Below are 24158 nucleotides of genomic sequence, written 5' to 3'. Positions count from 1 at the left end.
AATGCTACCCCAACGCGAGTTACACCCCGGCCAGACGAGCTCCGCGGGCTTCCTGGATAGCGTTGACCAAAACTTCCGCCACGCCATGACGTTCCTCGATCTGCCGGAAGGGCTGTCTGAGCGGATCATGCTGTGCAACTCGACCTACACCGTACGGTTCGGCGTTCGCCTGCGCGGCCGCATGTACAGTTTCATCGGCTGGCGGTCGGTGCACAGCGAGCATTGCGAGCCGGTAAAGGGCGGCATTCGCTATGCGTCGAATGCCGACGCCGAAGAGGTGGAGGCGCTGGCAGCGCTGATGACGCTCAGTGATGACGCTCAAATGTTCGCTGGTCGATGTGCGTTCGGCAGCTCGAAAGGCGCGCTCAAGATCGACACGCGCGAATGGACGCCGCAGGAGCTTGAACGGATCACCCGCCGCTTCACCCAGGAGCTCAATAAACGTGGCCTGATCGGCCCCGCCTTTAACGTTCCCGCTCCCGACATCGGTACGGGGGAACGGGAAATGGCCTGGATGATGGACGAGTTTCGCCGCGCCACGCTGTCAAAGGGCGGCATTGCCGGTCGTACCGAAGCAACAGGCAGGGGTGTCCAATTCGCAGTCCAAAGCTATCTTCGCGATCCGCGAACCTCGCGGTTGAACGGCAAGCGTGATCTGAAGGGCGCTGCGGTGATTGTCCAGGGTTTCGGCAACGTCGGCTACCATGCGGCAAAGTTCCTCGCCGAAGAGGACGGCGCCCGGGTGACCATCGTCGCTGAACGGGACGGCTATGTCGCCAATGCCGACGGTCTGGCAACTGAAGCGCTGAAGCAGCATCAGATATGAACGGGCAGCATCCTTAAATTTGAAGGTGCCACGTCGTTTTCTGGTGATATGACGGGCATCGAAGAGCCGTGCGACGTACTCATTCCAGCGGGCGTTGGAAAATGCCATCCATGCGGAGAATGCAGACCGTATCAAGGCCCGTCTTGTCGTCGAAGCTCCCAATGGCCCGGTGAGCTTCGAGGCGGACAAAATCCTCCGCGCCCGTGGGGTCACCGTCCTTCCCGACCTCTACGTCAATGCCGGCGGCGTGGTCGTCAGCTACTTCGAGTGGGTGAAGAACCTGACGCACATTCCCTTCGGCCTGATGGAGCGGCGCCGGCGCGAGCGGCGCAATCAGGCGATTGCCGCTGCGCTGGAGCGCATGACCGGCAAGGAGTTCCCCGCAGATATCCGCGATGAGTTCCTCGAAGGCGGCGCTGAAATCGATCTGGTCCGTTCCGGTCTGGAAGACGTCATGCGCAGCACCTGGGGTCGCATCGCTGACCTCATCGACCAGCAACCGGAACTCGGCGACTACCGAACCGCCGCCTATGTTGCGTCGATTCGACAGATCGCCGATGCCTATGAAGCCATTGGGATATGACCTCCCTCACCCGGAGGGCCTATTTCTCCGCCCAATCTCTGTGGGTGATTTTTGCTACCAGCGAAAACGGTCCGGCGGGAGCTTTTTTTCCGAGGAGTGTGGCTTCGGGAATTACTCAGGATCCCGCACGTCGCGCCGGAACGGTCACGTTATTGAAAGGGGGCTTCCGGCTTCGCAAATAAGGGCATATTTCATTGTGGGCCGGCGAAAGAACGGAGCTTTACTCGGATCGTTCCCGCACAGGAGCTACAGACCGAGCCCACTCAAGATCGCGCGAGCCACCGGATTTCGATATGCCCCTGATTTCTCCACATGGGGTTTGGGTAGTGTGTGAGAAGCAGAGGTTCAATCTCGGGGGCGATACGACTCCAGACCCCAGCCTCAAAGTGACCTGCCAGCGAACTTCATCCGACGGCGATTGGAGCCGAGGTGGCAAGGCGTACCTCTCGAGTTCGGACCGTTCGCGGACCAGAGGTCGCGCCCCGGTGCCCAGCCGACCTTGCCGCCGGTGCGGCGCACGACCAGCACCTTGTTGACCATGACGTGATGCTTGGCGGCAATATCGATCGCCTTGTCGGTGTTTTCCTTGAGCGGCACCGACTTGCCGCCGCGCACCCCTTCATCGCAAGTGATCACGAAGGTGGATTCGCAGTCGATGATGCGACCGGCAAGCGCATCGGGCGAGAAGCCGAAAACGACCGAGGGGATGGCACCGATGCGGGGCGCAGGCCAGCATCGCATAGGCGGCCTCGGCGATCATCGGCATGTAAATGGTGACCGGATCACCCTTCTGGACGCCATGCTTCTTCAGAACATTGGCAAAACAGCAAACCCTGTCATAGAGTTCGTTATAGGTGATCTTCTTATCGAGATAAGGATTGTCGCCTTCCCAGATGATCGCTGTCTTGTCGCCATGCGTCTTCAAGTGACGGTCGATGCAATTGTTAGGAGACGTTGGTCAGCCCGTCCTCGAACCATTTGATCGAAACATCGCCCTCGAAAGAGGTATTCTTGACCTTAGAGTAGGGCTCGAACCATTCGATCCGCTTGCCATGCTCGCCCCAGAACTTTTCCGGATCGGCGACACTCTCCTCATACCATTTCTCGTATTTTCCCTTGTCGATAGAGCCGTTCTCGCGAGCAGATCTTGCGACCGGATATACTTTATCGGCATGGTTCTTCATCGGCTGGAGACCGGATAGGAGGTATGCATTGTTCGCCTTCGCAAGAAGATTGCGCACTTGACCCAGGAAGTAGCGGGCGAGCTTTGTTATTCGGCGCAGGATTGGGTTAGTGAGCGCTGAGCGTCTGTTGCGACGTTAAGTTCTAGACCGCTCGCTAACTAAACCGAGATTGCGACTTACGCGGGCTCAATTGTCGCTACAACGCTGACGCAATCCCCTGGCTTGACAAGACCTGGGAAATGACGAGCCGTGAGTATGCCGTCCATCTTCGCCTTTACCTCCAGCGGCTCCGCGCCTGTGCGGCCCACGGGGTAAATGTGGGCGACGACATCGTTCTTCTTCACCGTGTTGCCCAGGTCATAAATTGGCTCGATAAGCCCACCATCCTCAGCGAAAGAAAAGCAATTGCCGTCCGGCATGTCGAGCCAGGTAGTCTCAACGCCTTTCACCATGCCCTTCAGAATGCCCGCGGCCTTAAGCACATTCGCAACGCCCGCCTTGGCAATTCCCGCGCTTTTCGCTGTCGCCGTGCCGCCGCCACCGAGTTCGGTGGTGATGAAGATTTTGCCCATTTCTTCGGCCGCGGTATCGTACATGCCAACGGCATCGATCTCGAGCATCTTCATTGAGTATGGGGCACCAAAGGCTCTGACAAGCTCAAAGGAGCGTGCTTCCTGTTCCTTGTTAGGCAAAATATGCGCTGCGCAAAAAGGGAGGAAATCCAAGGTCTTCCCGCCTGAGTGGAAGTCGAGTACGATGTCAGCGAGCGGTAACAGCGTGCGTTGGAAATAGTCCGCGATCTTTTGGGTGACCGTGCCGTCTGGCGCGCCCGGAAAACTACGATTCATGTTCCCCTTATCAATCGGGGAGGTGCGTGTACCGGCCAAGAATGCTGGATAGTTCATGGCCGGGATGATGATAACGGCGCCACCAACCTCTTCAAGCTTAAGCGAGCGCGCGAGATCGAAAAGTGCGATCGGCCCTTCATACTCGTCGCCATGGTTCCCTCCGGTGAGAAGGGCTGTCGGCCCTTCGCCGCAGCGGACAACCGTGATTGGGACCATGACTGAGCCCCAAGCTGAATCGTCACGGCTATACGGAAGACGTAGGAACCCGTGTTGAATACCTTCCGCGGCGAAATCAACCGTGGACGCTATCGGTGACTGCGCTAAAGTGCGATCCGGCATAGTTTAATCCTTCACCAAGAGCTTTCGCGGCACGTTCGCGAGGCATTCAACGCTGGTATCAGTAATCAAGATGCTCTCTGTGATCTCGAATCCCATGTCCTCAAGCCAGAGACCCGTCATGAAGTGAAAGGTCATGCCGGGACACAACTCGGTACGATCTCCCGGTCGCAAGCTCATTGTGCGCTCACCCCAATCCGGCGGGTAGCTCACACCGATGCCGTATCCGGTGCGGCTATCCTTGACGATGCCGTGACGCGCCAACACCGCGAAATAGGCTTTGGCAATATCTTCGCAAGCGTTCCCGGGCTTTGCCGCGTCCAAACCAGCTTCCAACCCTTCCAGCGTGGCGCTTTCCGCATCGAGGAAGGCCTGAGTTGGCTTGCCCAGAAAAACAGTTCGCGATAGGGGCACGTGGTAGCGGTTGTGGCACCCCGCGATCTCAAAGAAGGTTCCTTCACCCGACCGCATTGGTCGGTCATCCCAAGTCAAGTGCGGAGCACTGGCCTCAGCGCCGGAGGGCAGCATCGGCACGATGGCGGGATAATCTCCGCCGGCGCCGTCCACGCCTCGCGTGGCGGCGTCGTAGATTTCAGCCACAAGATCGCACTTCCGCATTCCAACCTCGATCTTATCGGCGATACGCGCGTGCATTGCCTCAACAATACGGGCAGCGCTACGCATGTACTTAATTTCGGTTGGGCTTTTGATGGCCCGTTGCCAATTAACGAGGGCCGTGCAATCGACGAACTTTGCATTTGGGAGGTGCTTCACCAAAGATGCGAACGCCGCTGCTGAAAACCAATAATTGTCCATTTCAACGCCAATACGCAGCGAGCCAAAGCCTCTGTCAGCAAGAATACTGGCGAGATAATCCATCGGATGCCGTTCCGTCGACTGAACGTAGTTGTCGGCGTAGGGAACAATGTTCTCATGACGCAGGTATGCAGTGTGCTTAGCACCGTTAGCGTCCATACCGCGCCCAAACCAAATTGGCTCTCCATTAGGCGGGACAATGACGGCCTGATGAACATAGAACGACCATCCGTCGTAACCGGTCAGCCAGTTCATATTTGACGGATCGCTTACGATCAGAAGGTCGACTTCTTTGTGTTCCATCTCTCGTCGGGTCTTTTCCAAGCGCTGGGCATATTCTTCCCGACTGAATTTCAACTGCAATTCTGACATCTCTCTCTTCCCATTCAGTAATTTGCCACGAACTGCTCACAGCAAAAACGACCGTCGCCTCTATGTCAAAGGGTCCGTCTCAGTGCATGCATCCGCGCTCCAGTTCGCGTAACGGACTTCGAGCCGCGCGCCGAAGTATCAGTTCTTCACAAGCTGAAGCGATACTTGTAGATCACAATTGTGCAACTCACAGACTTCGGAACGAAGTTGATCAGGGGATACCTCGCGCGGGAGCGTGCAATCCCACCATGTCTAGCAATCTTTCGATCCAAAACGTAGATCTGCATGCGCGCCCAGAACCAACACGTCTCTCCATTTCGTCTGAGCTCGCGCCGCCGACCGATCGGAACGTGTCTGGTATCCCCCGATCGCAGGGTGACCAGACTCGCGAGTATCCATAGGATCTCCGACTAACGATTACGCTTCTGCCTAAGTAATGTTTGGTTTTTCGGATTTTCGGATAGACTCATTAGCCCCTGCCAGACGAACTGTTGGACAATCCCGTTCCGCAGCCGATTGCGCCTGCAGGCCTGATGCTGGGGCGCGCACATGGCAGGCCACGACGCGGCCGTCTGTCATCGGCACCAAGGGTGGAACTTCGATTCGACAACGCTCGACCGCGAGTGGGCAACGGGGATGAAATGCGCACCCGTCCGGCGGGTTGATCGGGCTTGGCACCTCGCCAGCGACGGGCGCCTCCAGCCGAACGCGCGTGGGATCCGGTACAGGTGCCGACGCGATCAGCGCTTCGGTGTAGGGGTGGACCGGCTGGGCGAAGAGGGCCTCGCATGTGGCTAGTTCCACGATCCGCCCCAAATACATGACCGCGACACGATGGCCCAGATGCTCCACAACACCGAGGTCATGCGAAATGAAGACGAAGGCAATGCCCAATTGCTGCTGAAGATCCATAAGCAGATTGAGAATCTGTGCCTGCACGGAGACATCCAGGGCAGAAACGGCCTCGTCGGCGATGATGATCGACGGCTTAAGCGCTAGCGCCCGCGCAATCCCGAGCCGCTGGCGTTGGCCACCCGATAACTCCGACGGCAGCCTGTGCATCATCTCGGGCGACATTCCAACCTTGTGGAGGAGGTCCGCGGCAAGGGCCTCACGTTGCTTGCGGCTGAGACGCTCATAGTTCTCGACGGGTTCGGTGATGATCTGTCCTGCGGTAAGACGCGGGTTCAGCGACGAGTAGGGATCTTGAAACACCATCTGCATTCGACGGCGATACGCGCGCAACTCATGTTTCTTGAGGCCAGCTATATCGGTGCCATCGATCAGGACGCGACCGCCCGTCGGATCCACGAGCCGCATCAACAGCCGCGCGACCGTGGATTTGCCGCAGCCGGATTCGCCGACGATGCACAAAGTCTCGCCCGCTTCGACAGAGAAGGATACATCCTCGACCGCTCTGACGGCAGAAAAAGGCTTCCTCAAAAATCCCGCACCAATGGGATAATGCTTGGTCAGATCTTCTACTTTTAGCAATGGACCGCTCATGCGCATACAATCTCCTCTGAGCGCCAGCATGCCGCGGCATGACCTGATTCAATGTCACGCAGGACGGGCGTCTTCTCGCGGCAAATGTCAATTGCGAACGGGCAGCGAGGCGCAAAGCTGCACCCGATAATCGGGTCACGGAGGTTAGGTACAATTCCAGGAATTTCGGGCAGACGGCTCTGTCGGCCTCGCCGTCGATCAGGTACGGAGTGCATGAGAGCCTGAGTGTACGGGTGCATGGGTCGCGCGAACAGATCCATCACGGAAGCTTGCTCGACGATCCGGCCGGCATACATAACGATAACGCGCTGGCATGTCTCGGCCACGACGCCAAGGTCATGGGTAATGAACATCACGGCTGTCCCCGTGCGCTCCTTCAGATCGACGATCAGACGCAAGATCTGGGCCTGGATCGTGACGTCGAGTGCGGTTGTCGGCTCGTCGGCGATCAACAGTTCCGGCGAGCAGGCAAGGGCCATGGCGATCATGACGCGTTGGCGCATGCCGCCTGACATTTCATAGGGGTAGTTGCTGACACGACGCTCGGGGTCAGCGATGCGGACAAAACGGAGCATCTCCTCGGCCTCGGTCAACGCACTTGAACGGCTAACTCCCGTATGAATCTGTATCGCTTCGGCAATTTGGTGGCCAACCGTATAAACCGGGTTTAGGCTCGTCATCGGATCCTGGAAGATCATGGCGATCTTACCGCCGCGGATCTTTCGCATCTCCTGCTCGGACAACTTCAAAAGGTCTTGTCCGTGGAATCGGACCTCGCCGCCTACAGTTCTCGCTGTCAGCTTCGGCAGTAGGCGAAGAATGGAAAGAGCGGTGACGCTCTTGCCGCACCCGGACTCGCCGACGACACCGACGGTTTCGCCCTTCATTATCTGGAAGCTGATGCCGCCCAGCGCATGAGTGACGCTCTCTTCGCCGTAAAAATGTGTTTCAAGGCTTCTAACGTCTAGAAGTACTTCATCCCTTATCGTGTTATGCATTTGCATGTCAGCGCCTCCGCTTCGCGCGGGGATCGAACATATCGCGCAGACCATCCCCCAAAAGGTTCACCGCAAGCACCGTGACAGCGAGACATATCCCGGGGCCAAAGATCGTCAGTGGAGCAATGGCAAGATAGAGCCGCGAACTGGCGATCATGTTGCCCCAGCTGGGGATCTCAGGTGGAACACCTGCGCCGAGGAAACTGAGCGCCGCCTCCGTCATAATCGCGCTCGCACAGACTATGGCACCCTGCACCATGAGCGCCGGAATAGTGCTCGGGAGGATATGCCGCCACAGCACTTTGTGAAGCCTCGCACCGCCGCAGAGGGCGGCCTCCACGTACGGACGTTCTCGCACGCTGAGGACCACTGAACGAACCAGGCGCGCGACCGCGGGCGTTTCAGGGATCGCTATGGCAACGATAAGAATACCGATCCCGGGGCCGGTCAAAGAGATAAGGGCTATGGCCAACAGGATCGTCGGGATCGACATCAAACCGTCCATCACCCGCATGACGATATTGTCGAACATGCGGTTGTAACCGGCGAGAATGCCGATCAGGAGCCCGACAAGAGCGGCGCAAGCCGCCGATGCCAGCCCGACCATCAGGGATATCCGCGCGCCGAAAATTGTTCGGGCAAACACATCGCGGCCTAGATGGTCACTCCCGAACCACATTTCGGCCGAAGGTGGCTGTAGTCGTTTGAACGGATCCATGTTCCCTGGATCGCCGGCGTAAAGTGACGCCGAGAGCGCCAGTACGATCAGAAGCGCCAGCAGGCCACCGCCGATCAGAACCAGCGGATGCCGCCTCGCGATACGGGCAAGGCCGGAAAATCCCAGCGGGGCCGTCGGCGTGATTTCAAGTGTTGCGGCGGGGAGCGTCATATCAGTACCGGATGCGCGGGTCGATCAGCATATAGGTTAGATCGACCGTGAGGTTGATGAGGACGTACAGTCCCGAAGTCAGGATGAGCACGCTTTGGATGATGGGATAGTCACGGTTGTTGATTGCGTCGACGACCAAACGACCAATACCCGGTAAGTTGAACACGGTTTCCGTGATGACGACGCCGCCAATTAGATAAGCGAAGCTTATGCCAACTACGGTGAGGATCGGTACACCGGCATTCTTCAAAGCATGGTGGAAAAGCATTGCATAGGACGATGCGCCCTTAGCAACTGCCGTTCGCATATAATCTTCCGACAGAACTTCCAGCATGCTGGCTCTCGTGACCCGGGCGATAAATGCAATGAAGCCGAGGCCCAAGGTGACGGTAGGCAGGATCAGGTGCATAAACCAGAGTGCGATGCCATTGCTCATCGGCACATATCCCTGGACCGGCAGCCAATGTGTCCGCACGGCAAAAAAGTAGATCAGGAAGAAGCCGATGACGAAGACCGGAACGGAATATCCGAGCGCTGAAAATCCAGTGAGAATGCGATCGACGAAACCCCCAGCTCGCCATGCTGCGAGTACCCCGAAGGAGACGCCAATCGTTACCGCAAGGATCATTGTCAGGATTGCCAGCGACAGGGTTGGTTCAAGCCGTTGCGACAAGAGTTCGAGAACCGGCCGTCCGGCAAGTATGGAAGTGCCAAAATCTCCGGCGAGCATGTCGCCTACCCAATGCATAAACTGAACCGGCATAGGATCGTTCAAGCCAAGTTGCTCACGGATGCCGGCGATCATCTCCTCCGTGGCTGACCTGCCGGCGATCATGGCAGCCGGGTCGCCAGGCGCCAGCCTGAGAAGCAGGAAGACGAAAATCCCGACCATCACCATGACGGCGATGGTCGAAACCAATCTGCGAAGAATGTAACCGGCCATTACGCCTCAGCCTTCTGCATATTCCACATCGGAGCCGACCCATCAGTGCTTATGACGCCGGTGAGAGTCTTCCGTCGCGCGGAGGGCGAGACCGCTTGACCCAAGAAAACCGCTCCGACAAAGTCCCACCAAAGATGTTGCATTTTGCGGGCCAGAGCCTTGCGCTCATCCATCGTTTCAACTGCGGCCCACTTGGCGCGCAGCGCCTCATATTCATCGTTCTTTGGCCAGCCGTACCAAGCATTTTCGCCATTCGCGCTGAGGAGCGCGCACCCAAGTGGATCGGAGAAGGCGCCATTAGGCCAACTCGATATGTGAACGTTCCAGCCACCTTTCTCAGCCGGACCCTTGTTCGCTCGGCGCGCGACAATGCCCGCCCAGTCGCTCGGTGCCAACTCTGCGTTGACGCCGATTTTCTTCAGCTCTGACGCCAGTAGCTGAGCGGAAACGTCGCCCTGTGCCCAGTCAGTCGAGTCAAGAATGACGACCTTCTCGCCAGCGTATCCAGCCTCCTTGAAGAGCTGCTTGGCTTTTTCTGGATCGCCGCCTTTTTTATACCATCCCGTGTTTTCGTCATTCGTGTATGGCGAGCCATTGCCGAACATCGACGTCATGGGGTGGACGTATCTTGGATCGGGAGCCAGGACGCTCAGGAACGCCTCCTGATCAACCAAGTGCAATAGCGCTTGACGCGCCTTGACGTTGTCGAATGGCGGCTGAAGGAAGTTTACTCGTGCAAACATGCATTGCCCCCCCTTAACCACAAGCTGTAGTTGAAGGTTGGGATCTCCCTCGACAGTAGAATAGAAGTCCGGCGGGCAAGTAAGCAGCAAATCAATCTCACCCGCCTGCAACGCGGCCAAAGCAGTCTGTTGATCGGCGATGTTCTCCCAGATGGCTCGATCGACTTTAACGATCTTCCCCCCGGCGAATCCGTCGGGCGCCTCGTTGCGGGGAACGTATTTTTCATTGCGGTCGTACGTGAAGCTTGCACCCGGCTTGGCCAGTGCGTGATTGAACCTGAACGGCCCCGATCCGATATTGGCAGTTACTTGCTCCGCTGGGGGAAGATTAGCGTCCTTCTCCCGCATTATCGCTAGTAACTGCGACGGCGAGGCCAGCGCTTCGATCAGAAGCTCAAATGGCTCCCTCAACTCGATCGTGAAGGTTTTATCATCCTTCTTCGAAACGTCCTTGGTCCTTTCCATGAGCAGTTTTCCACCCGAGGAACCCGCGCCCCAACGCCGAATTGAAGCCACACAGTCTGCTGCGGTGACAGGGGTGCCGTCGTGGAAGCCCAGGCCGTCCCTGAGCGCGAATGTATAGGTCTTCCTGTCCTCGGATACGCCCCAATTTCCGATCATTTGCGGGCGCGCCACCCGCTGGGAGTCGAACCCAAAAAGCATATCATAGATCGCCAGGGCATGGTTTCCAGTGTTGGCACTTGTCGTATTGTGAGGGTCGAAGCCCGAGGGGAGTTGGTCCAGCACCACGCGGACCACGCGCGTGTCTGCTGAAGCCGCCTGAGCACGCAGGATAGACGGGGCCGCAAAAGCGGCTCCTGCAGATACGCTCAGCTTGATGAGATCGCGTCGAGAAATATGCATGTGTTCCTCCCTGTGTTGAGTAGTTTCGTTGCGAACTTTGTCGTGGCGACCCCTCCTCGAGGGCCAGACCCCTAGAGCGCGTTAGCTCGCTTTTTCACGATTGCGCTCTCCACCAGCTTCTTGAACTCCGGACGAGTAGCGTTCCCCGTCGATTCCGACTGGGTCAAATAGAGGCCGATTAGGTCATTTTCCTTATCAACCCAGGATAAAGTGCCTTGATGTCCCCCATGCCCAAAAACACCATCGCCGAATGCTTGCCAATGGAGACCGTATTCATTCGACATCGCGCTTGGGCCCGTGGCGAGTTCGACAGCCTCCTCCGACAGCAAGCGGCAGTCGCCAAAGCGCCCACCGTCCAGCATGCAGGACAAAAACTTCGCATAATCGATACCCGAAGCGAAAAGGCCGCCGGAGCCCCGGAAAAACGGGACTTCCTCCGGTTGCGTGTTATCCCAGGTCTTTGTCCAGGGGCCGCTCTCGCCGTTCTCCCTGCAGTAGCTTGCGGCAACACGTTCTGCACGTGGATCGCCAGGCTGCAGCTTGAAGTCTAAGAACGAGTCGCCCATCCGGAGCGGCTCCAAAATTCGGTTGCTGATGAAGTCTTCGACAGGCATCTCGGAGATCTCGGCGACAACCGCCCCAAGAGTGCTCGAGCCCGGATCACTGTATTCATATCGCGTGCCGGGCGGATGTTCGGGTCCTTTCCGACCAACCTCGTCAACCGCCTGACGCAGTGAGGCGTATCGCGCGGCCCCAATATTCCCAACAATCGAGCCGGTGATTCCAGAGGTGTGAGTGAGAAGCTGGTAGATCGTAATGTCGCGCGAACGCTCATTGTCAAATGCCGGGAGATACTCGCACACTCTATCCTGGAGCGTCAGCCGCCCGTCTTCTTTCAACATCAGGATGGCCGTGCCGAGGAGCGGCTTCGTCATTGAGCGCATCATAAAGATCGTGTCGGTTTTCATCGGAATCTGGCGCTCTCGGTCGCTCCAACCAACCGCCTCGTGCAAAACGATTCGATTCCGGCGGATCACCAGCATCACTGCACCAACGATGCGGCCCTCGTCTACCCAGACCCGAGCAGTCTCGACGGCGAGCCTAAGAGATTGTGGCAACATGTCCACGCTTTCGGGCGACGCGGGCGAGAAGGGCTCACTCAACTCGTACCGGACGGTCTCATAGTTCATTGTGTTCTCCACATTGTCGGAGCAGATGGCATGCATCCGCTGCCACCGTTTCCCTAGCTCACTCGCATCATTTGTTTTATCTTTATGTGAATGCACCATTTGTGTCAATGTGCCATTGGCGCTTAAATTGCGCGCCTCGGTCAAACTTAGTGAGTAGAAAAGTCTGGCGAGCGGACTTGTGGTATGCTGACATTTCATCTGGCGGAGGGTATGTATGGACGTACCTATCCTGACCGAAACCGATTTCGAGAACGGGGATATTCAGCGGGACGAACGTGGGGCTCTTGGCTATTCAACTCCCGTGAGGGTAGGCAAGAAATTTGCTTTCTGAATTGGCGCCCGAGTAGCTTTCAAAAATGGTAGGTTGAAATGCGTTGGCGGACTTCTTGGAGGCGTCGATCTTACGGGGGATGGGTCTCGGCGGCGAATTTGAGTTCGAGAAGAATCCCGATGAGTTTGATGACGGCAAAATCGGGGGCTCGCTCGAACACGCAAGGTGGTTCCGTCGGAAATTCGGATAGCCGTCCGTGAATGGAGCGAAGCAGTATTTGTAGGCCCTTGGTTGGCCGTCTGCCGTTCAAGGGAACATAAGGTATGTGGCGACGAAAAAGTTTGGCGTCACCGTCGAATTTTGATCGGGCTGGCGGATGTGAATAGGGGAAAACGGGCAACAACGAAGACTGCCGGAGAGGTGGCAGTTCCAGAGCATAGATTTCCATCTTGCAATGCCGCATTTGGTGACAGGATTTGAATACAATGATGCGGCGTAGGTTCATTTCTCTCGATGAAGACGCACGCGAGTTATCTGGCGGCTTTCAAGTCATCGTGGGATGAGAAGGTATCCGCCTTTATCAGTTCGGTTATTCACACGGCGTTGTAAACGGCGGAAATCATCGCCAAGCCGCCTCTACGAACCGATTCAGATCTTTCGCCGCGGGATAGACGTTGCGTATGTATTCATCGCGGAGAGATGGCGATCGGCACGCTTAAGTTCTTCCAAAGCGGCACTGCGGTTGTGGCTAGCCAACAGACCGCAGAGAACTTCCGAGACTGCAAGGGCGGGAACTAACGTATGGAAAAACGTCTGACTCTCGGTTGAGAAAAGCACGACGTGGTCAGCAATGGTTACGAGAGGGGAAACTTCACTATCTGTAATCGCAACAATTCCCATTCCCTTTTCCCGAGCAACCTCGGCGAGCTCCAGTGTGTAACGGGAATATGGACTTATAGAAACTGCGAGCAGAACATCTTCGGACTCAGCACGAATGAGCGCATCACCGCTCGTGCCAGCCGGCCCGTCGAGATGCACCGTCTTATCTCCAAGTAACGTCATGACATAATGAAAATGCCAGGCAACGGAATGGCAAGAACGCAGCCCGAGAACATAGATCTTACGAGCTTTGCCCAGGTGGCCGGCCATTGTGGTTAGCCGTAGAAGCGAATCAGGTTCGCAGAGGCGAGCAACCTGAGCAGAAAGGTTCTGAAGCATCCGTAGCGCCAGTCCCTCAACATTTCCGCCTTCGTCCCGCTGCAGCGCCCGAGCCGCAAACCCGTCGGCGCTGACGCGAATAACATCGGCATGCTGACTACGAAACTCGTCGTAGCCAGGAAATCCCAAGAATTTTACAAGGCGGGTCATCGTCGATGGTTGCACGCCCGCATTTCGCGCCAGCTCACGCATCGAAACGAGCGCCACTTCCTGCGGATGTTCGAGGATGTGGCGAGCTGCTTGCTGCAACTGATCGGACATGTCGTCGAATCGCTCAATGATATGAGCGTGGAGGGGGCCTTTTTGCAACATTTGCCTCATTGTGGTCATTATAAATCAACCGAACCATCTCTCTACCCGACGAAAAAGTCAAATATTTCCGAAACTTCGGGCCTGCCCCTGGAAACCTGGCGAATGCCTCGCAATTGAGAAAACAAATGCATCAGAAATTCGTGTATAAAACAAGTGTTGCATTTTTTTGAAAAACCTGCAAATCAATAAACAGGAACTGCCGGCATGCCGGATAGACACATAGCCCGAGAAATCAATATGACCAAAATTTTGCATCGAACGATCGGTACGCATTTGCCACGAGCTTTGGCAGGTGAAGGTATCTACATCACCGACAGCGAAGGCCGGAGCTATATAGATGGATCAGGCGGCGCAGCTGTAAGTTGCCTCGGCCACAATCATCCAGAAGTTTTGGACGCGATGAAGGTGCAGATGGGCCGTATCAGCTATGCTCACACGTCCTTCTTTACGACTGATGTCGCCGAGCGGCTTGCAGAGCAATTGATTGAACTCGCGCCGGAAGGTCTCGATTATGTCTACTTGGTGTCGGGCGGCTCAGAAGCTGTCGAGGCTGCCCTCAAGATGGCGCGCCAGTATTTTGTCGAAATCGGGCAACCCCAACGGCGCCACATCATCGCACGTCGGCAGAGCTATCACGGCAATACGATCGGTGCTCTGGCAACAGGCGGCAATGCTTGGCGCCGTGCCCAGTTCAAACCGATCTTGCCTGAAACACATCATGTTTCTCCCTGCTATGCCTACCGCGATCAACAGGAAGGCGAAACGCTCGAGGCTTATGCCGAGCGTCTGGCCGCGGAGTTCGAAGACAAGATCCTTGAACTTGGCGACGACAAGGTCATGGCTTTCGTCGCCGAACCGGTGGTCGGAGCGACGCTGGGCGCAGTGGGGCCGGTTGCCGACTATTTCAAACGGGTTCGGCAGGTGTGCGACAAGTATGGCATCTTGCTGATCCTCGATGAAGTCATGTGTGGAATGGGGCGGACCGGCACGATCTTTGCGTTGGAACAGGAGGGGATTGTTCCGGATCTTGTGACGATTGCAAAGGGTTTGGGCGGAGGCTTCCAGCCGATCGGGGCGGTATTGCTCTCCGAAAAGATCTACCGTGCGTTCGCAGATGGGTCTGGTCTGTTCCAGCATGGGCATACCTACATCGGACATCCTATCGCAGCAGCGGCAGCCAGTAAGGTAATTGAAATAATCACGCGCTCCGAGATGATGGCAAACGTTATCAGGATGGGTGATCGCCTGCAGGCCGGACTCGACGAGGCGCTTGGACAATCGCCATATGTCGGCGACATCCGCGGCCGCGGTCTTTTCCGCGGCGTGGAGATCGTGGCGGACAAAGACGGCAAGCAGCCTTTCGATCCAGCCCACAAGATGCATTCCCGGATCAAGAAGGAAGCGATGCGCCGCGGCCTGATGTGTTACCCAATGGGCGGGACAATTGACGGGGTGCATGGCGATCATGTGCTGCTGGCGCCACCATACATTATTCAACCCGAGCAAATCGATATGATCGTGGAGCGGCTCGCCGCCGCAATAAATAGCGCAGTTGCTGGCTGAGGTTATTTGTCATGAATGTCTCCCCTAAAACGCCATCTCCCTGTCCGCCCCTAGCCGACGAAGACTGGCCCGCAGAAATCGCCGATATGAAGGCTAGCTTTGCCGGAGCACTTAACGTCTATCGAACGATGGCGCGTCACCCGGCGTTGCTAAAAGCCTGGGCCCCGCTACGCCAACACATCGTCAAGCACAGCGCTCTGGGTAGCGTTCGATCAGAACTTGTGATTTTGAGATCTGCCCATCGTATGGATTCGGACTATGAGTGGATCCACCATGTGAGTCGCGCCCGAGCACTTGGCATTGCAGACGCGCGAATTCAAGCAATGCGAAATTCGCCAGACGGAGAAGACGGTCTTGTTGCATCTGCTGTCGACGCGCTGTTTGACAGAGGATACCTGCCTCCGGAGATAGAAGCAGCCCTTGCCGCAGCAGTGGGCCAAAAGGCTGTATTCGACCTGATAGCGACAGTTGGGTTCTACGCAATATTAGGCTTCATCTTGAGGACCTATGAGACGCCTATCGACCGCGCTGTCGCCGCCGAATTCCAAGAGTGGCCCCTCTGAAATCAGTCTGCGTTGTGCATTGGCCATCGACGTGGAGGAAGGATTGAACTCGTGAAAGTAGCCATCGCTGGATTCGGGGTCGAATCAGTTAGTTTCCTGACTAACCTTTTGACAATCGAGGACTTCAAACACTCAGAGTGGATCGGAAGTGAGATATTACGAAGTCACCGCGGAATGAATACCGTACCGGGCGGCTTCGTTGACGTCTGTGAGCGTGAGGGCATCGCGATGGTGCCCATTGTTTACGCCGAAGCCAGTGCAACGGCACCTGTTTCCGATAAAGCGTTCGACTACTACAGTCGAGCCATCATTGATGGCCTGAAAGAACATCGTGGGACGCTGGATGGCGTACTCCTCTACCTGCATGGGGCATGCACGACTCCGACGCGACCCGATCCCGATCGCGACCTTCTGCTCCTCGTTCGGGCCGAGGTCGGCCCCGATGTTCCTATTATGCTGGCCCTCGACTACCATGGCAATTTGGATGCATCTACAATCTCGGGTGCAACGGCTGCATTCGGCTATCACTATTCGCCGCATATTGACATGGCAGACACCGGGCGGCGTGCCGCGGAATGCCTCGTGAAGACTTTGCGGGGAGAGATCAGCCCCGTCACGGCAATCGCGCGTCCCGGTGTTATGGTTCCGAGTATTTTCAGCGCGACAACTTTACAACCGCTTTCGAGCTTCGTCGCCCGCTCTGTGGAACTTCCACAAACGACCCCCGGAGTGCTGGATGTTTCTATTTTTGCGGGCTTCTCATATGCAGACGTCCCGAACTGCGGTTTCTCCGTGGTCGTCGTCGCGGATCGAGACCGCAGCCTTGCCGAGCGGGTGGCAAACGACCTTAGCAGGTCAATACATGACGCTCGTCGTGAACTCCATGTGCCTGGATTGGTAAGGAATTTGACAGAGGGTGTGTCCTATGCCCTTCAACGGGCCCAATCGTCAAACGGGCCAATTGTCCTGCTCGAGCACGCCGATAGGATGATAGATTCTACCCACGTTTTGCAGGAATTGATCCGGCAGGGTGCCAAGAACGCAGTTGTACCGTTTCTTTGGGACCCCGACAGCGCGGCGGCTGCATGCGGAGCTGGCGTAGGAAAGACGATCAAACTGAAGCTAGGTGGTCACTCGTCCCCGAGATCGGGCGGGCCGGTCGCGGTTGAGGCAAAGGTCAAGTTTGCAGGTGAAATGAGCTATTCCGTTTCCGGGCCGATGTATCATGGACTTAAGGTTGACCTGGGTCCGACGGCATTGCTTGACGTTGGAGGCATTGTTGTAAGTGTCACCACTGCGCCGAGCGTGGCGGTCGATGAGGACCCATTCTTGCAGTTTGGCATGCGCCCGCAGGACTTTGACATCATCGTGCTCCGATCGAAGACGCACTTCCGGGCGGTTTATGAGCCCCTGGCCGAAGAGATTGTCATTGTCGACACGCCGGACTGGGGGCCAGCCGACCTCACGACGCTGCCGTACCGGCACGCACCTACCGCCACCTCCTATCCGTTCGTCGACTATGACTGAGTTCGGTCGCCGCCTTTCATCGGACGCCAGGTTTAGTCGCCTTAGGGTGGTACCTGGACGCTGTGGTGACGGCAAAGTCCCGACGCTGGATTCGGCCCAACAACTGTCCGTGGGAAAAAAGCCGACAGGCCGAACCGAACGCTGCCGCATGACCTCGTCGCTTCGACATGTGCTCAGAATTCACATGTCATTGGGAAAGCAGCACCAATTCGGGCGTCGGCATTTTGGTAGCACTCTAGGCACAGAACAGAAGGCCAGCCCAACCACGGTTCAGCGTGGCCACCGGTAGAGTTTTCACAGTTGGAGGAGTGACATGAACAAAGTCTTTTCCGAGGTAGCATTGGCCCTTGAGGGATTGCTGTTTGACGGGATGTTCATTGCCGCAGGCGGTTTCGGGCTTTGCGGGATACCGGAACTGTTGATCGACGCGATCCGCGGGGCTGGCACCAAAGACCTGACGATCGCCTCGAACAATTGCGGCGTCGACGACTTCGGCCTCGGCGTGCTGCTGAAGACCAAGCAGATCAGGAAGATGATCTCGTCCTATGTCGGTGAGAACGCCGAGTTCATGCGGCAATATCTGAGCGGCGAACTGGAGCTCGAGTTCAACCCGCAAGGAACGCTGGCCGAGCGGATGCGCGCCGGCGGCGCCGGCATTGCCGGCTTCTATACCAAGACGGGCGTCGGCACGGTGGTTGCCGAGGGCAAGGAGACGAAGACCTTCAACGGCGAGACCTTCGTTCTCGAGACCGGCATCGTCGCCGATCTGTCGATCGTCAAGGCCTGGAAGGCGGATACCTCGGGCAATCTCGTCTTCCGCAAGACGGCCCGCAACTTCAACCCGCCCGCCGCCACCTGCGGCAAGATCTGCGTCGCCGAAGTCGAGCAGATCGTGCCGGTCGGCAGCCTCGATCCCGACCATATCCACGTACCTGGAATTTACGTGCATCGCCTGATCCAGGGTCAGCACGAAAAACGCATCGAACAGCGCACCACGCGCGCGGCGGCATAGGGGCAGGGGGGAAGAGACATGGCCTGGGACAGAAACCAGATGGCGGCGCGGGCAGCCCGCGAACTCGAAGACGGAACGTACGTCAATCTCGGTATCGGCATTCCGACGCTGGTCGCCAACTATATCCCCGAAGGCGTCCATGTGACGCTGCAGTCGGAGAACGGCCTGCTCGGCATCGGCCCCTTTCCCACTGAAGGTGAGATCGATGCCGATCTCATCAATGCCGGCAAGCAGACGGTGACGGCACTGCCGCATTCAGCCTTCTTCGATTCCGCGCAGAGCTTCGCGATGATCCGCGGCGGCAAGATCGCCATGGCGATCCTCGGCGCCATGGAAGTGGCGGAGAACGGCGACCTCGCCAACTGGATGATCCCCGGCAAGCTCGTCAAGGGCATGGGCGGGGCGATGGATCTGGTTGCCGGCGTCAAGCGGGTGGTGGTCGTCATGGACCACACCAACAAGGTCGGCGAATCCAAGGTGCTGAAGGCCTGCACCCTGCCGCTGACCGGACAAAGCGTCGTCGACCGGATCATCACCAATCTTGGTGTGCTCGACGTCGTCGAGGGCGGACTGAAGCTGGTCGAGCTTGCCGACGATGTCACCGACGGCGAGATCCGCAGCGCCACCGAGGCGACCATTGTCAACTGAGAACCGGCGCTTCTTTGCGAAGTAGCTGGAGCCAAACTCTGCCAGTTTCGCAGGACCATAGAGGAGACCACCATGAGCACCGCATCGATCGTCATCGCCAGCGCCGCCCGCACCGCGGTCGGATCCTTCAACGGTGCTTTCGCCAACACCCCAGCACATGAGCTCGGCGCCGCCGTCATCAAGGGCGTGCTCAAGCGCGCCGGCGTCGAAGCGGGCGAAGTCGACGAGGTGATCCGCGGCCAGGTCCTGCAGGCCGGCGAGGGCCAGAATCCGGCACGTCAGGCGGCGATGAAGGCGGGGATCCCGCAGGAAAAGACTGCCTGGGGCATGAACCAGCTCTGTGGTTCGGGTCTTCGTGCCGTCGCACTCGGCATGCAGCAGATCGCCACCGGTGATGCGGACATCATCGTTGCCGGCGGCATGGAATCGATGTCGATGGCGCCGCATTGCGCGCATCTTCGCGGCGGCGTGAAGATGGGCGACTTCAACATGATCGACACGATGATCAAGGACGGCCTGACCGACGCCTTCTACGGCTACCACATGGGCATCACCGCCGAGAACGTCGCGCGCCAGTGGCAGTTCAGCCGCGAAGAGCAGGACGCTTTCACCGTCGCTTCGCAGAACAACGCGGAAGCGGCACAGAAGGCCGGCCGCTTCGCCGACGAAATCATTCCCTTCATCGTCAAGACCCGCAAGGGCGACGTCACCGTCGACCAGGACGAATATATCCGCCATGGCACAACGCTCGACCAGATGACGAAGCTGCGCCCGGCCTTCGACAAGGAAGGCACGGTCACCGCCGGCAATGCCTCCGGCCTCAATGACGGGGCCGCCGCCACCCTGCTGATGACCGAAACGCAGGCCTTCAAGCGCGGCATAGAGCCGCTCGCGCGGATCGTTTCCTGGGCAACGGCCGGCGTCGATCCGCGGGTCATGGGCACCGGCCCGATCCCGGCCTCGCGCAAGGCGCTGGCGAAAGCCGGTTGGGCGATCGGCGACGTCCAACTGGTGGAAGCCAACGAGGCCTTTGCGGCGCAGGCCCTGCGCGGTCAACAAGGACCTTGGCTGGGATCCTGGCATCGTCAACGTCAATGGCGGCGCCATCGCCATCGGCCATCCGATCGGCGCGTCCGGCGCCCGCGTGCTCAACACGCTGCTCTTCGAAATGAAGCGCCGTGGCGTGTCCAAGGGCCTGGCGACCTTGTGCATCGGCGGCGGGATGGGTGTCGCCATGTGCGTGGAAGCGATTTAATGAAGGGCAGTGTGATGGCTCCCGCCGAGTACCGTCTTTGCGACGTATCGCTCGACCGGTCCTTCGGTGGCCGGGACGCAAGAATTGAGCGGGAGCAGGCGCTCGCGGTCATCGACCTGCTGGAATCCAATACATTCACTCCGGTCGACCACGACGGCGGCCCTTATCGTCTCCGGATCGAAGCGGTTGATGGGCGCCTGGCTTTGGATGTGGCTGATGACGAGGGCGAGCATGTCGTCAGCCACTACCTGTCGCTCACGCCCTTCCGCCGATTGCTCAAAGACTACACCCGCATCTGCGAGAGTTAGTCTGTTTACGCTGCGCTGCTCGTGCGCAATGCCGATCAGCGAATTTTGTTGAGCTGAGACAGCATGCGGCGCCAACACAATCGAACAAGGAGAACCCACAGTGAATGCAATACCACAACGCGAAGCACACGTCGGACAGACAAGTTCCGCAGGCTTTCTCGAAAGCGTTGACCAGAACTTCCGCCATGCGATGACGTTCCTCGATCTGCCGGCAGGCCTGTCGGAGCGGATCATGCAGTGCAACTCGACCTATACGGTTCGGTTCGGCGTCCGCTTGCGCGGCCGTATGTACAGCTTCATCGGCTGGCGGTCGGTTCATAGTGAACACTGCGAGCCGGTGAAGGGCGGCATTCGCTATGCGTCGAATGCCGATGCCGAAGAAGTCGAGGCGCTGGCAGCCCTGATGACACTCAAATGCTCGCTGGTCGATGTGCCGTTCGGCGGCTCGAAGGGCGCCCTGAAGATCGATCCGCGTGAATGGACGCCGCAGGAGCTCGAGCGCATCACGCGCCGCTTCACCCAGGAACTCAACAAACGTGGCCTGATCGGCCCCGGCGTCAACGTCCCGGCTCCCGACATCGGCACGGGCGAACGGGAAATGGCCTGGATGATGGACGAGTTCCGTCGCGCCAATCCGACCGATGTCATCAATGCCCGCGCCTGCGTCACCGGCAAGCCGCTGTCGAAGGGCGGTATTGCCGGCCGGACCGAAGCGACTGGTCGGGGCGTCCAGTTCGCCATCCAGAGCTATCTCCGCGATCCGCGCACTGCCGGGCTGAACGGCAAGCGTGACCTGAAGGGTGCTGCGGTCATCGTTCAGGGCTTCGGCAATGTCGGCTACCACGCAGCAAAGTTCCTCTCCGAAGAGGACGGCGCCCGGGTGACGATCGTTGCAGAACGCGACGGCTATGTCGCCAATGCCGATGGCCTGGCGATCGAGGCGCTGAAGCAGCATCAGATCAAGACAGGCAGCATTCTCGGCTTCGAGGGTGCTGCCTCGTTCCTTGGTGACATGACGGGCATCGAGCAGCCGTGCGACGTTCTCATTCCAGCGGCAATGGAAAATGCCATCCATGCAGGCAATGCAGAGCGCATCAAGGCAAACCTTGTCGTCGAAGCGGCCAACGGACCTGTAACCTTCGAGGCCGACAAGTTTCTGCGCACTCGTGGGATCACAATCCTTCCGGATCTTTACGTCAATGCCGGCGGTGTCGTCGTCAGCTACTTCGAGTGGGTGAAGAACCTGACGCATATCCCCTTCGGCCTGATGGAGCGGCGCCGGCGCGAGCGGCGCAACCAGACGATTGCCGCAGCGCTTGAACGCATGACCGGCAAGGAATTCCCCGCCGATATTCGCGATGAGTTCCTCGAAGGCGGCGCTGAAATCGATCTCGTTCGTTCCGGACTGGAAGACGTCATGCGCAGCACCTGGGGTCGCATCGCCGACCTCATCGAACAGCAACCGGAGCTCGGTGATTACCGAACCGCCGCATACGTCGCGTCAATCCGGCAGATCGCTGACGCTTACGAAGCGATAGGGATATGACTTCTCCGTTCCAAAGCTATCTTATGCGATATGTTATGACATAACGTCTAGATAACTCGCCTGCTGCGTCGTTAACGCCGGTTTCCTGCATCGGCTAGCTGCATAACGGCGAAATCCGTCCTTCGGTACCAGATATTCTGCTGCGTCGCAGCAACGCGTTAGGAGCTTGAGAAAGACAAGAAGAAATGCAGCGTGAAGATCAGCATTCAGCCGTTTCGACGACCCTGGCTCCTCTCCGGAACCGGGCGTTTCGCGTCATCTGGACGGCGACCCAGATCTCCAGCCTTGGATGGCTCATCCAGACAACCGCGATCAGTTGGCTGATGGCCACGATTTCGGCTTCCGACCTTATGGTCGCGCTTGTACAGGCCTCGTCGACGCTGCCCGCATTCTTCCTGTCCATCCTCGCCGGAGCCATTGCCGACAGCTTTAGCCGGCGAGGCGTTATGCTCGCCGGACACTTCCTGATCGCTCTGGCTTCGCTTACACTGGCGATCTCCGTTGCATTGGGCCTTATCAGTCCATGGCTGATCCTGGGATTGGGCTTCCTCGCCGGCTGCGGCTTTGCCTTGAACGACCCGGCCTGGCACGCCTCTGTCGGCGACATTCTGGACAAGCGCGACATCCCGGCGGCGGTGACGCTGATGTCGGTCGGCTACAACATCGTTCGAAGCACCGGCCCGGCCATTGGCGGCGCCATCCTGGCCTTCTTCGGCCCCCTTGCCGCTTTCGTCCTGGCGGCGATGAGCGATCTGGTGCCGCTTGCCGCGATCTCGCGCTCGAAATGGCACGTGCGCTCGTCCTCGCTGCCACGCGAGCGCGTGGTTACGGCCATTCAGGATGGGCTGCGCTTTACCGCGATGTCCTCGGAAATCAAAGCGGCTATTGTGCGCGGGACGTTGTTCGGCGTGGCGAGCATTTCCGTCCTCGCGCTGCTGCCGCTGATCGTCCGGGATCATCTGGCGGGCGGGCCGATCGTTTACGGCGCGCTGCTGGCCGCTTTCGGCGTGGGTGCCTTTTCCGCCGGTCTCAGCAGCAGTTTTCTCAGACGGGTCGTGCCTCAGGACCGGCTGATCGCACTTGCATCCGTCGCCTGCGCCCTATGCTGCTTTCTGCTTCCGCTGACGACGTCGATCCCTATTGCGGCGCTTGCGCTGGCCATCGGTGGCGCGGGATGGCTGCTGACCTGGACCGGCGTTGACGTTGCGATCCAGCTGTCGAGCCCGAGATGGGTCGTTGGGCGGACGCTTTCGATCTACTACGCCCTCTCCTACGGCGGAATGGCTGCCGGCAGCTGGATCTGGGGCGCTGTCGCGCAGAACTACTCGCTGACCATGGCTTTCGAGAGCGCGGCCGCGGTCCTGCTCCTCGTGGCCGCCGCAGCATTCGTGCTGCCAATCGAGTTTTGGGAAGAACCCGAGAAAGAAGCGTCGGAGTTCGTACCGCCGTCGCTCGCACTCGACTTGACGCCGAGAAGCGGACCTATCGTCGTCAAAGTCGAATACGCCATTGGCGAGCACGACCTCGAGGATTTCCTCGGGTGCATGCGCGAGCGGCGGCGTATCCAGAGTCGGGCGGGAGCGCGCAACTGGACGCTCCAGCGCAACCTGCTGGTCCCCAATCTTTGGACGGAGACGTTCCGGACGCCGACATGGACGGACTATCTTCGCCTGAACCATCGGTTATCGCCAAGCGATAAAGAGCTCGGCGAGCGGCTTGCCGCCTTCCACAACGGAGCCGGCGCGCCTGAGACCGTGCTGGCGATCGAACGAGGGACAACTCCGTCTCGCGCACGCAGCCAGCCGATAACCCGCGTCTCGCGTCCCTGAGGAGCGTT

At 58.3% G+C, this 24158-nt stretch carries 17 protein-coding genes and 3 pseudogenes; 10 read left to right on the top strand and 10 right to left on the bottom strand.

The features are described from left to right. The first annotated feature begins 85 nt into the window (after nucleotides 1–85). A pseudogene (locus A3AY_RS35000) lies at nucleotides 86–1409 on the top strand (Glu/Leu/Phe/Val family dehydrogenase). A gap of 468 nt (nucleotides 1410–1877) precedes the next feature. Here A3AY_RS35000 and A3AY_RS34995 read toward each other — a convergent pair. From A3AY_RS34995 to A3AY_RS0110475, 10 genes and pseudogenes are all read right to left on the bottom strand, one after another. Next, nucleotides 1878–2593: pseudogene (locus A3AY_RS34995) on the bottom strand (AMP-binding protein); the annotation flags it as partial. 176 nt (nucleotides 2594–2769) lie between these two features. After that, entirely contained in the window at nucleotides 2770–3780 is a 1011-nt protein-coding gene (doeB, locus tag A3AY_RS0110525; protein WP_018325643.1) for a N(2)-acetyl-L-2,4-diaminobutanoate deacetylase DoeB, read from the bottom strand. 3 nt (nucleotides 3781–3783) lie between these two features. Continuing rightward, complete coding sequence (gene doeA, locus A3AY_RS0110520) at nucleotides 3784–4965, bottom strand: ectoine hydrolase DoeA (protein ID WP_018325642.1); 1182 nt, start codon at nucleotides 4963–4965, stop codon at nucleotides 3784–3786. A gap of 429 nt (nucleotides 4966–5394) precedes the next feature. Next, nucleotides 5395–6471, bottom strand: coding sequence for an ABC transporter ATP-binding protein (locus A3AY_RS0110515; protein WP_083925949.1), 1077 nt, complete (start codon nucleotides 6469–6471; stop codon nucleotides 5395–5397). Further along, the gene (locus A3AY_RS0110510; RefSeq protein ID WP_018325640.1) at nucleotides 6468–7475 is read right to left on the bottom strand and encodes an ABC transporter ATP-binding protein; all 1008 of its coding nucleotides are present in this window, start codon (nucleotides 7473–7475) and stop codon (nucleotides 6468–6470) included. The genes A3AY_RS0110515 and A3AY_RS0110510 overlap by 4 nt, the downstream gene beginning before the upstream one ends. A 1-nt stretch (nucleotide 7476) precedes the next feature. Beyond that, entirely contained in the window at nucleotides 7477–8358 is an 882-nt protein-coding gene (locus A3AY_RS0110505) for an ABC transporter permease (protein ID WP_018325639.1), read from the bottom strand. A gap of 1 nt (nucleotide 8359) precedes the next feature. Next, entirely contained in the window at nucleotides 8360–9301 is a 942-nt protein-coding gene (locus tag A3AY_RS0110500; protein WP_018325638.1) for an ABC transporter permease, read from the bottom strand. Beyond that, nucleotides 9301–10908 (bottom strand): ABC transporter substrate-binding protein, encoded by a 1608-nt coding sequence (locus tag A3AY_RS0110495; RefSeq protein ID WP_018325637.1) that lies wholly within the window; start codon nucleotides 10906–10908, stop codon nucleotides 9301–9303. The genes A3AY_RS0110500 and A3AY_RS0110495 overlap by 1 nt, the downstream gene beginning before the upstream one ends. Nucleotides 10909–10979: 71 nt before the next feature. Further along, the gene (locus A3AY_RS0110490; RefSeq protein ID WP_018325636.1) at nucleotides 10980–12098 is read right to left on the bottom strand and encodes a serine hydrolase domain-containing protein; all 1119 of its coding nucleotides are present in this window, start codon (nucleotides 12096–12098) and stop codon (nucleotides 10980–10982) included. 919 nt (nucleotides 12099–13017) lie between these two features. After that, complete coding sequence (locus A3AY_RS0110475; protein ID WP_018325633.1) at nucleotides 13018–13917, bottom strand: MurR/RpiR family transcriptional regulator; 900 nt, start codon at nucleotides 13915–13917, stop codon at nucleotides 13018–13020. A 219-nt stretch (nucleotides 13918–14136) separates the two neighbouring features. Between A3AY_RS0110475 and A3AY_RS0110470 the strand changes: the two genes are divergently transcribed. From A3AY_RS0110470 to A3AY_RS0110430, 9 genes and pseudogenes are all read left to right on the top strand, one after another. Further along, complete coding sequence (locus A3AY_RS0110470; RefSeq protein WP_018325632.1) at nucleotides 14137–15462, top strand: aspartate aminotransferase family protein; 1326 nt, start codon at nucleotides 14137–14139, stop codon at nucleotides 15460–15462. Nucleotides 15463–15473: 11 nt separating this feature from the next. Then, nucleotides 15474–16025 carry a carboxymuconolactone decarboxylase family protein gene (locus A3AY_RS0110465; protein ID WP_026203297.1) on the top strand — a complete coding sequence of 184 codons (552 nt, stop codon included), beginning with the start codon at nucleotides 15474–15476 and terminating at the stop codon, nucleotides 16023–16025. A 51-nt stretch (nucleotides 16026–16076) separates the two neighbouring features. Next, the gene (locus A3AY_RS0110460) at nucleotides 16077–17552 is read left to right on the top strand and encodes a M81 family metallopeptidase (RefSeq protein WP_018325630.1); all 1476 of its coding nucleotides are present in this window, start codon (nucleotides 16077–16079) and stop codon (nucleotides 17550–17552) included. A gap of 313 nt (nucleotides 17553–17865) precedes the next feature. Continuing rightward, nucleotides 17866–18564 carry a CoA transferase subunit A gene (locus A3AY_RS0110455; protein WP_018325629.1) on the top strand — a complete coding sequence of 233 codons (699 nt, stop codon included), beginning with the start codon at nucleotides 17866–17868 and terminating at the stop codon, nucleotides 18562–18564. Between the two features lie 18 nt (nucleotides 18565–18582). Then, nucleotides 18583–19212 (top strand): 3-oxoacid CoA-transferase subunit B, encoded by a 630-nt coding sequence (locus A3AY_RS0110450; protein ID WP_018325628.1) that lies wholly within the window; start codon nucleotides 18583–18585, stop codon nucleotides 19210–19212. Between the two features lie 72 nt (nucleotides 19213–19284). Further along, a pseudogene (locus A3AY_RS34990) lies at nucleotides 19285–20467 on the top strand (acetyl-CoA C-acetyltransferase). Beyond that, complete coding sequence (locus A3AY_RS0110440; protein WP_026203296.1) at nucleotides 20467–20775, top strand: UPF0262 family protein; 309 nt, start codon at nucleotides 20467–20469, stop codon at nucleotides 20773–20775. Before A3AY_RS34990 ends, A3AY_RS0110440 begins: the two are co-directional and overlap by 1 nt. Nucleotides 20776–20875: 100 nt before the next feature. Further along, the gene (locus tag A3AY_RS0110435; protein WP_018325627.1) at nucleotides 20876–22321 is read left to right on the top strand and encodes a Glu/Leu/Phe/Val family dehydrogenase; all 1446 of its coding nucleotides are present in this window, start codon (nucleotides 20876–20878) and stop codon (nucleotides 22319–22321) included. Nucleotides 22322–22506: 185 nt separating this feature from the next. Next, complete coding sequence (locus A3AY_RS0110430) at nucleotides 22507–24150, top strand: MFS transporter (protein WP_018325626.1); 1644 nt, start codon at nucleotides 22507–22509, stop codon at nucleotides 24148–24150. Nucleotides 24151–24158 lie beyond the last annotated feature (8 nt).

It is taken from the genome of Rhizobium giardinii bv. giardinii H152 (assembly GCF_000379605.1).
GTDB classification, from domain to species: Bacteria; Pseudomonadota; Alphaproteobacteria; order Rhizobiales; family Rhizobiaceae; genus Pararhizobium; species Pararhizobium giardinii.
The sequence above is the reverse complement of the archived record's forward strand: the minus strand, read 5'-3'. Positions and strand labels throughout refer to the sequence as shown.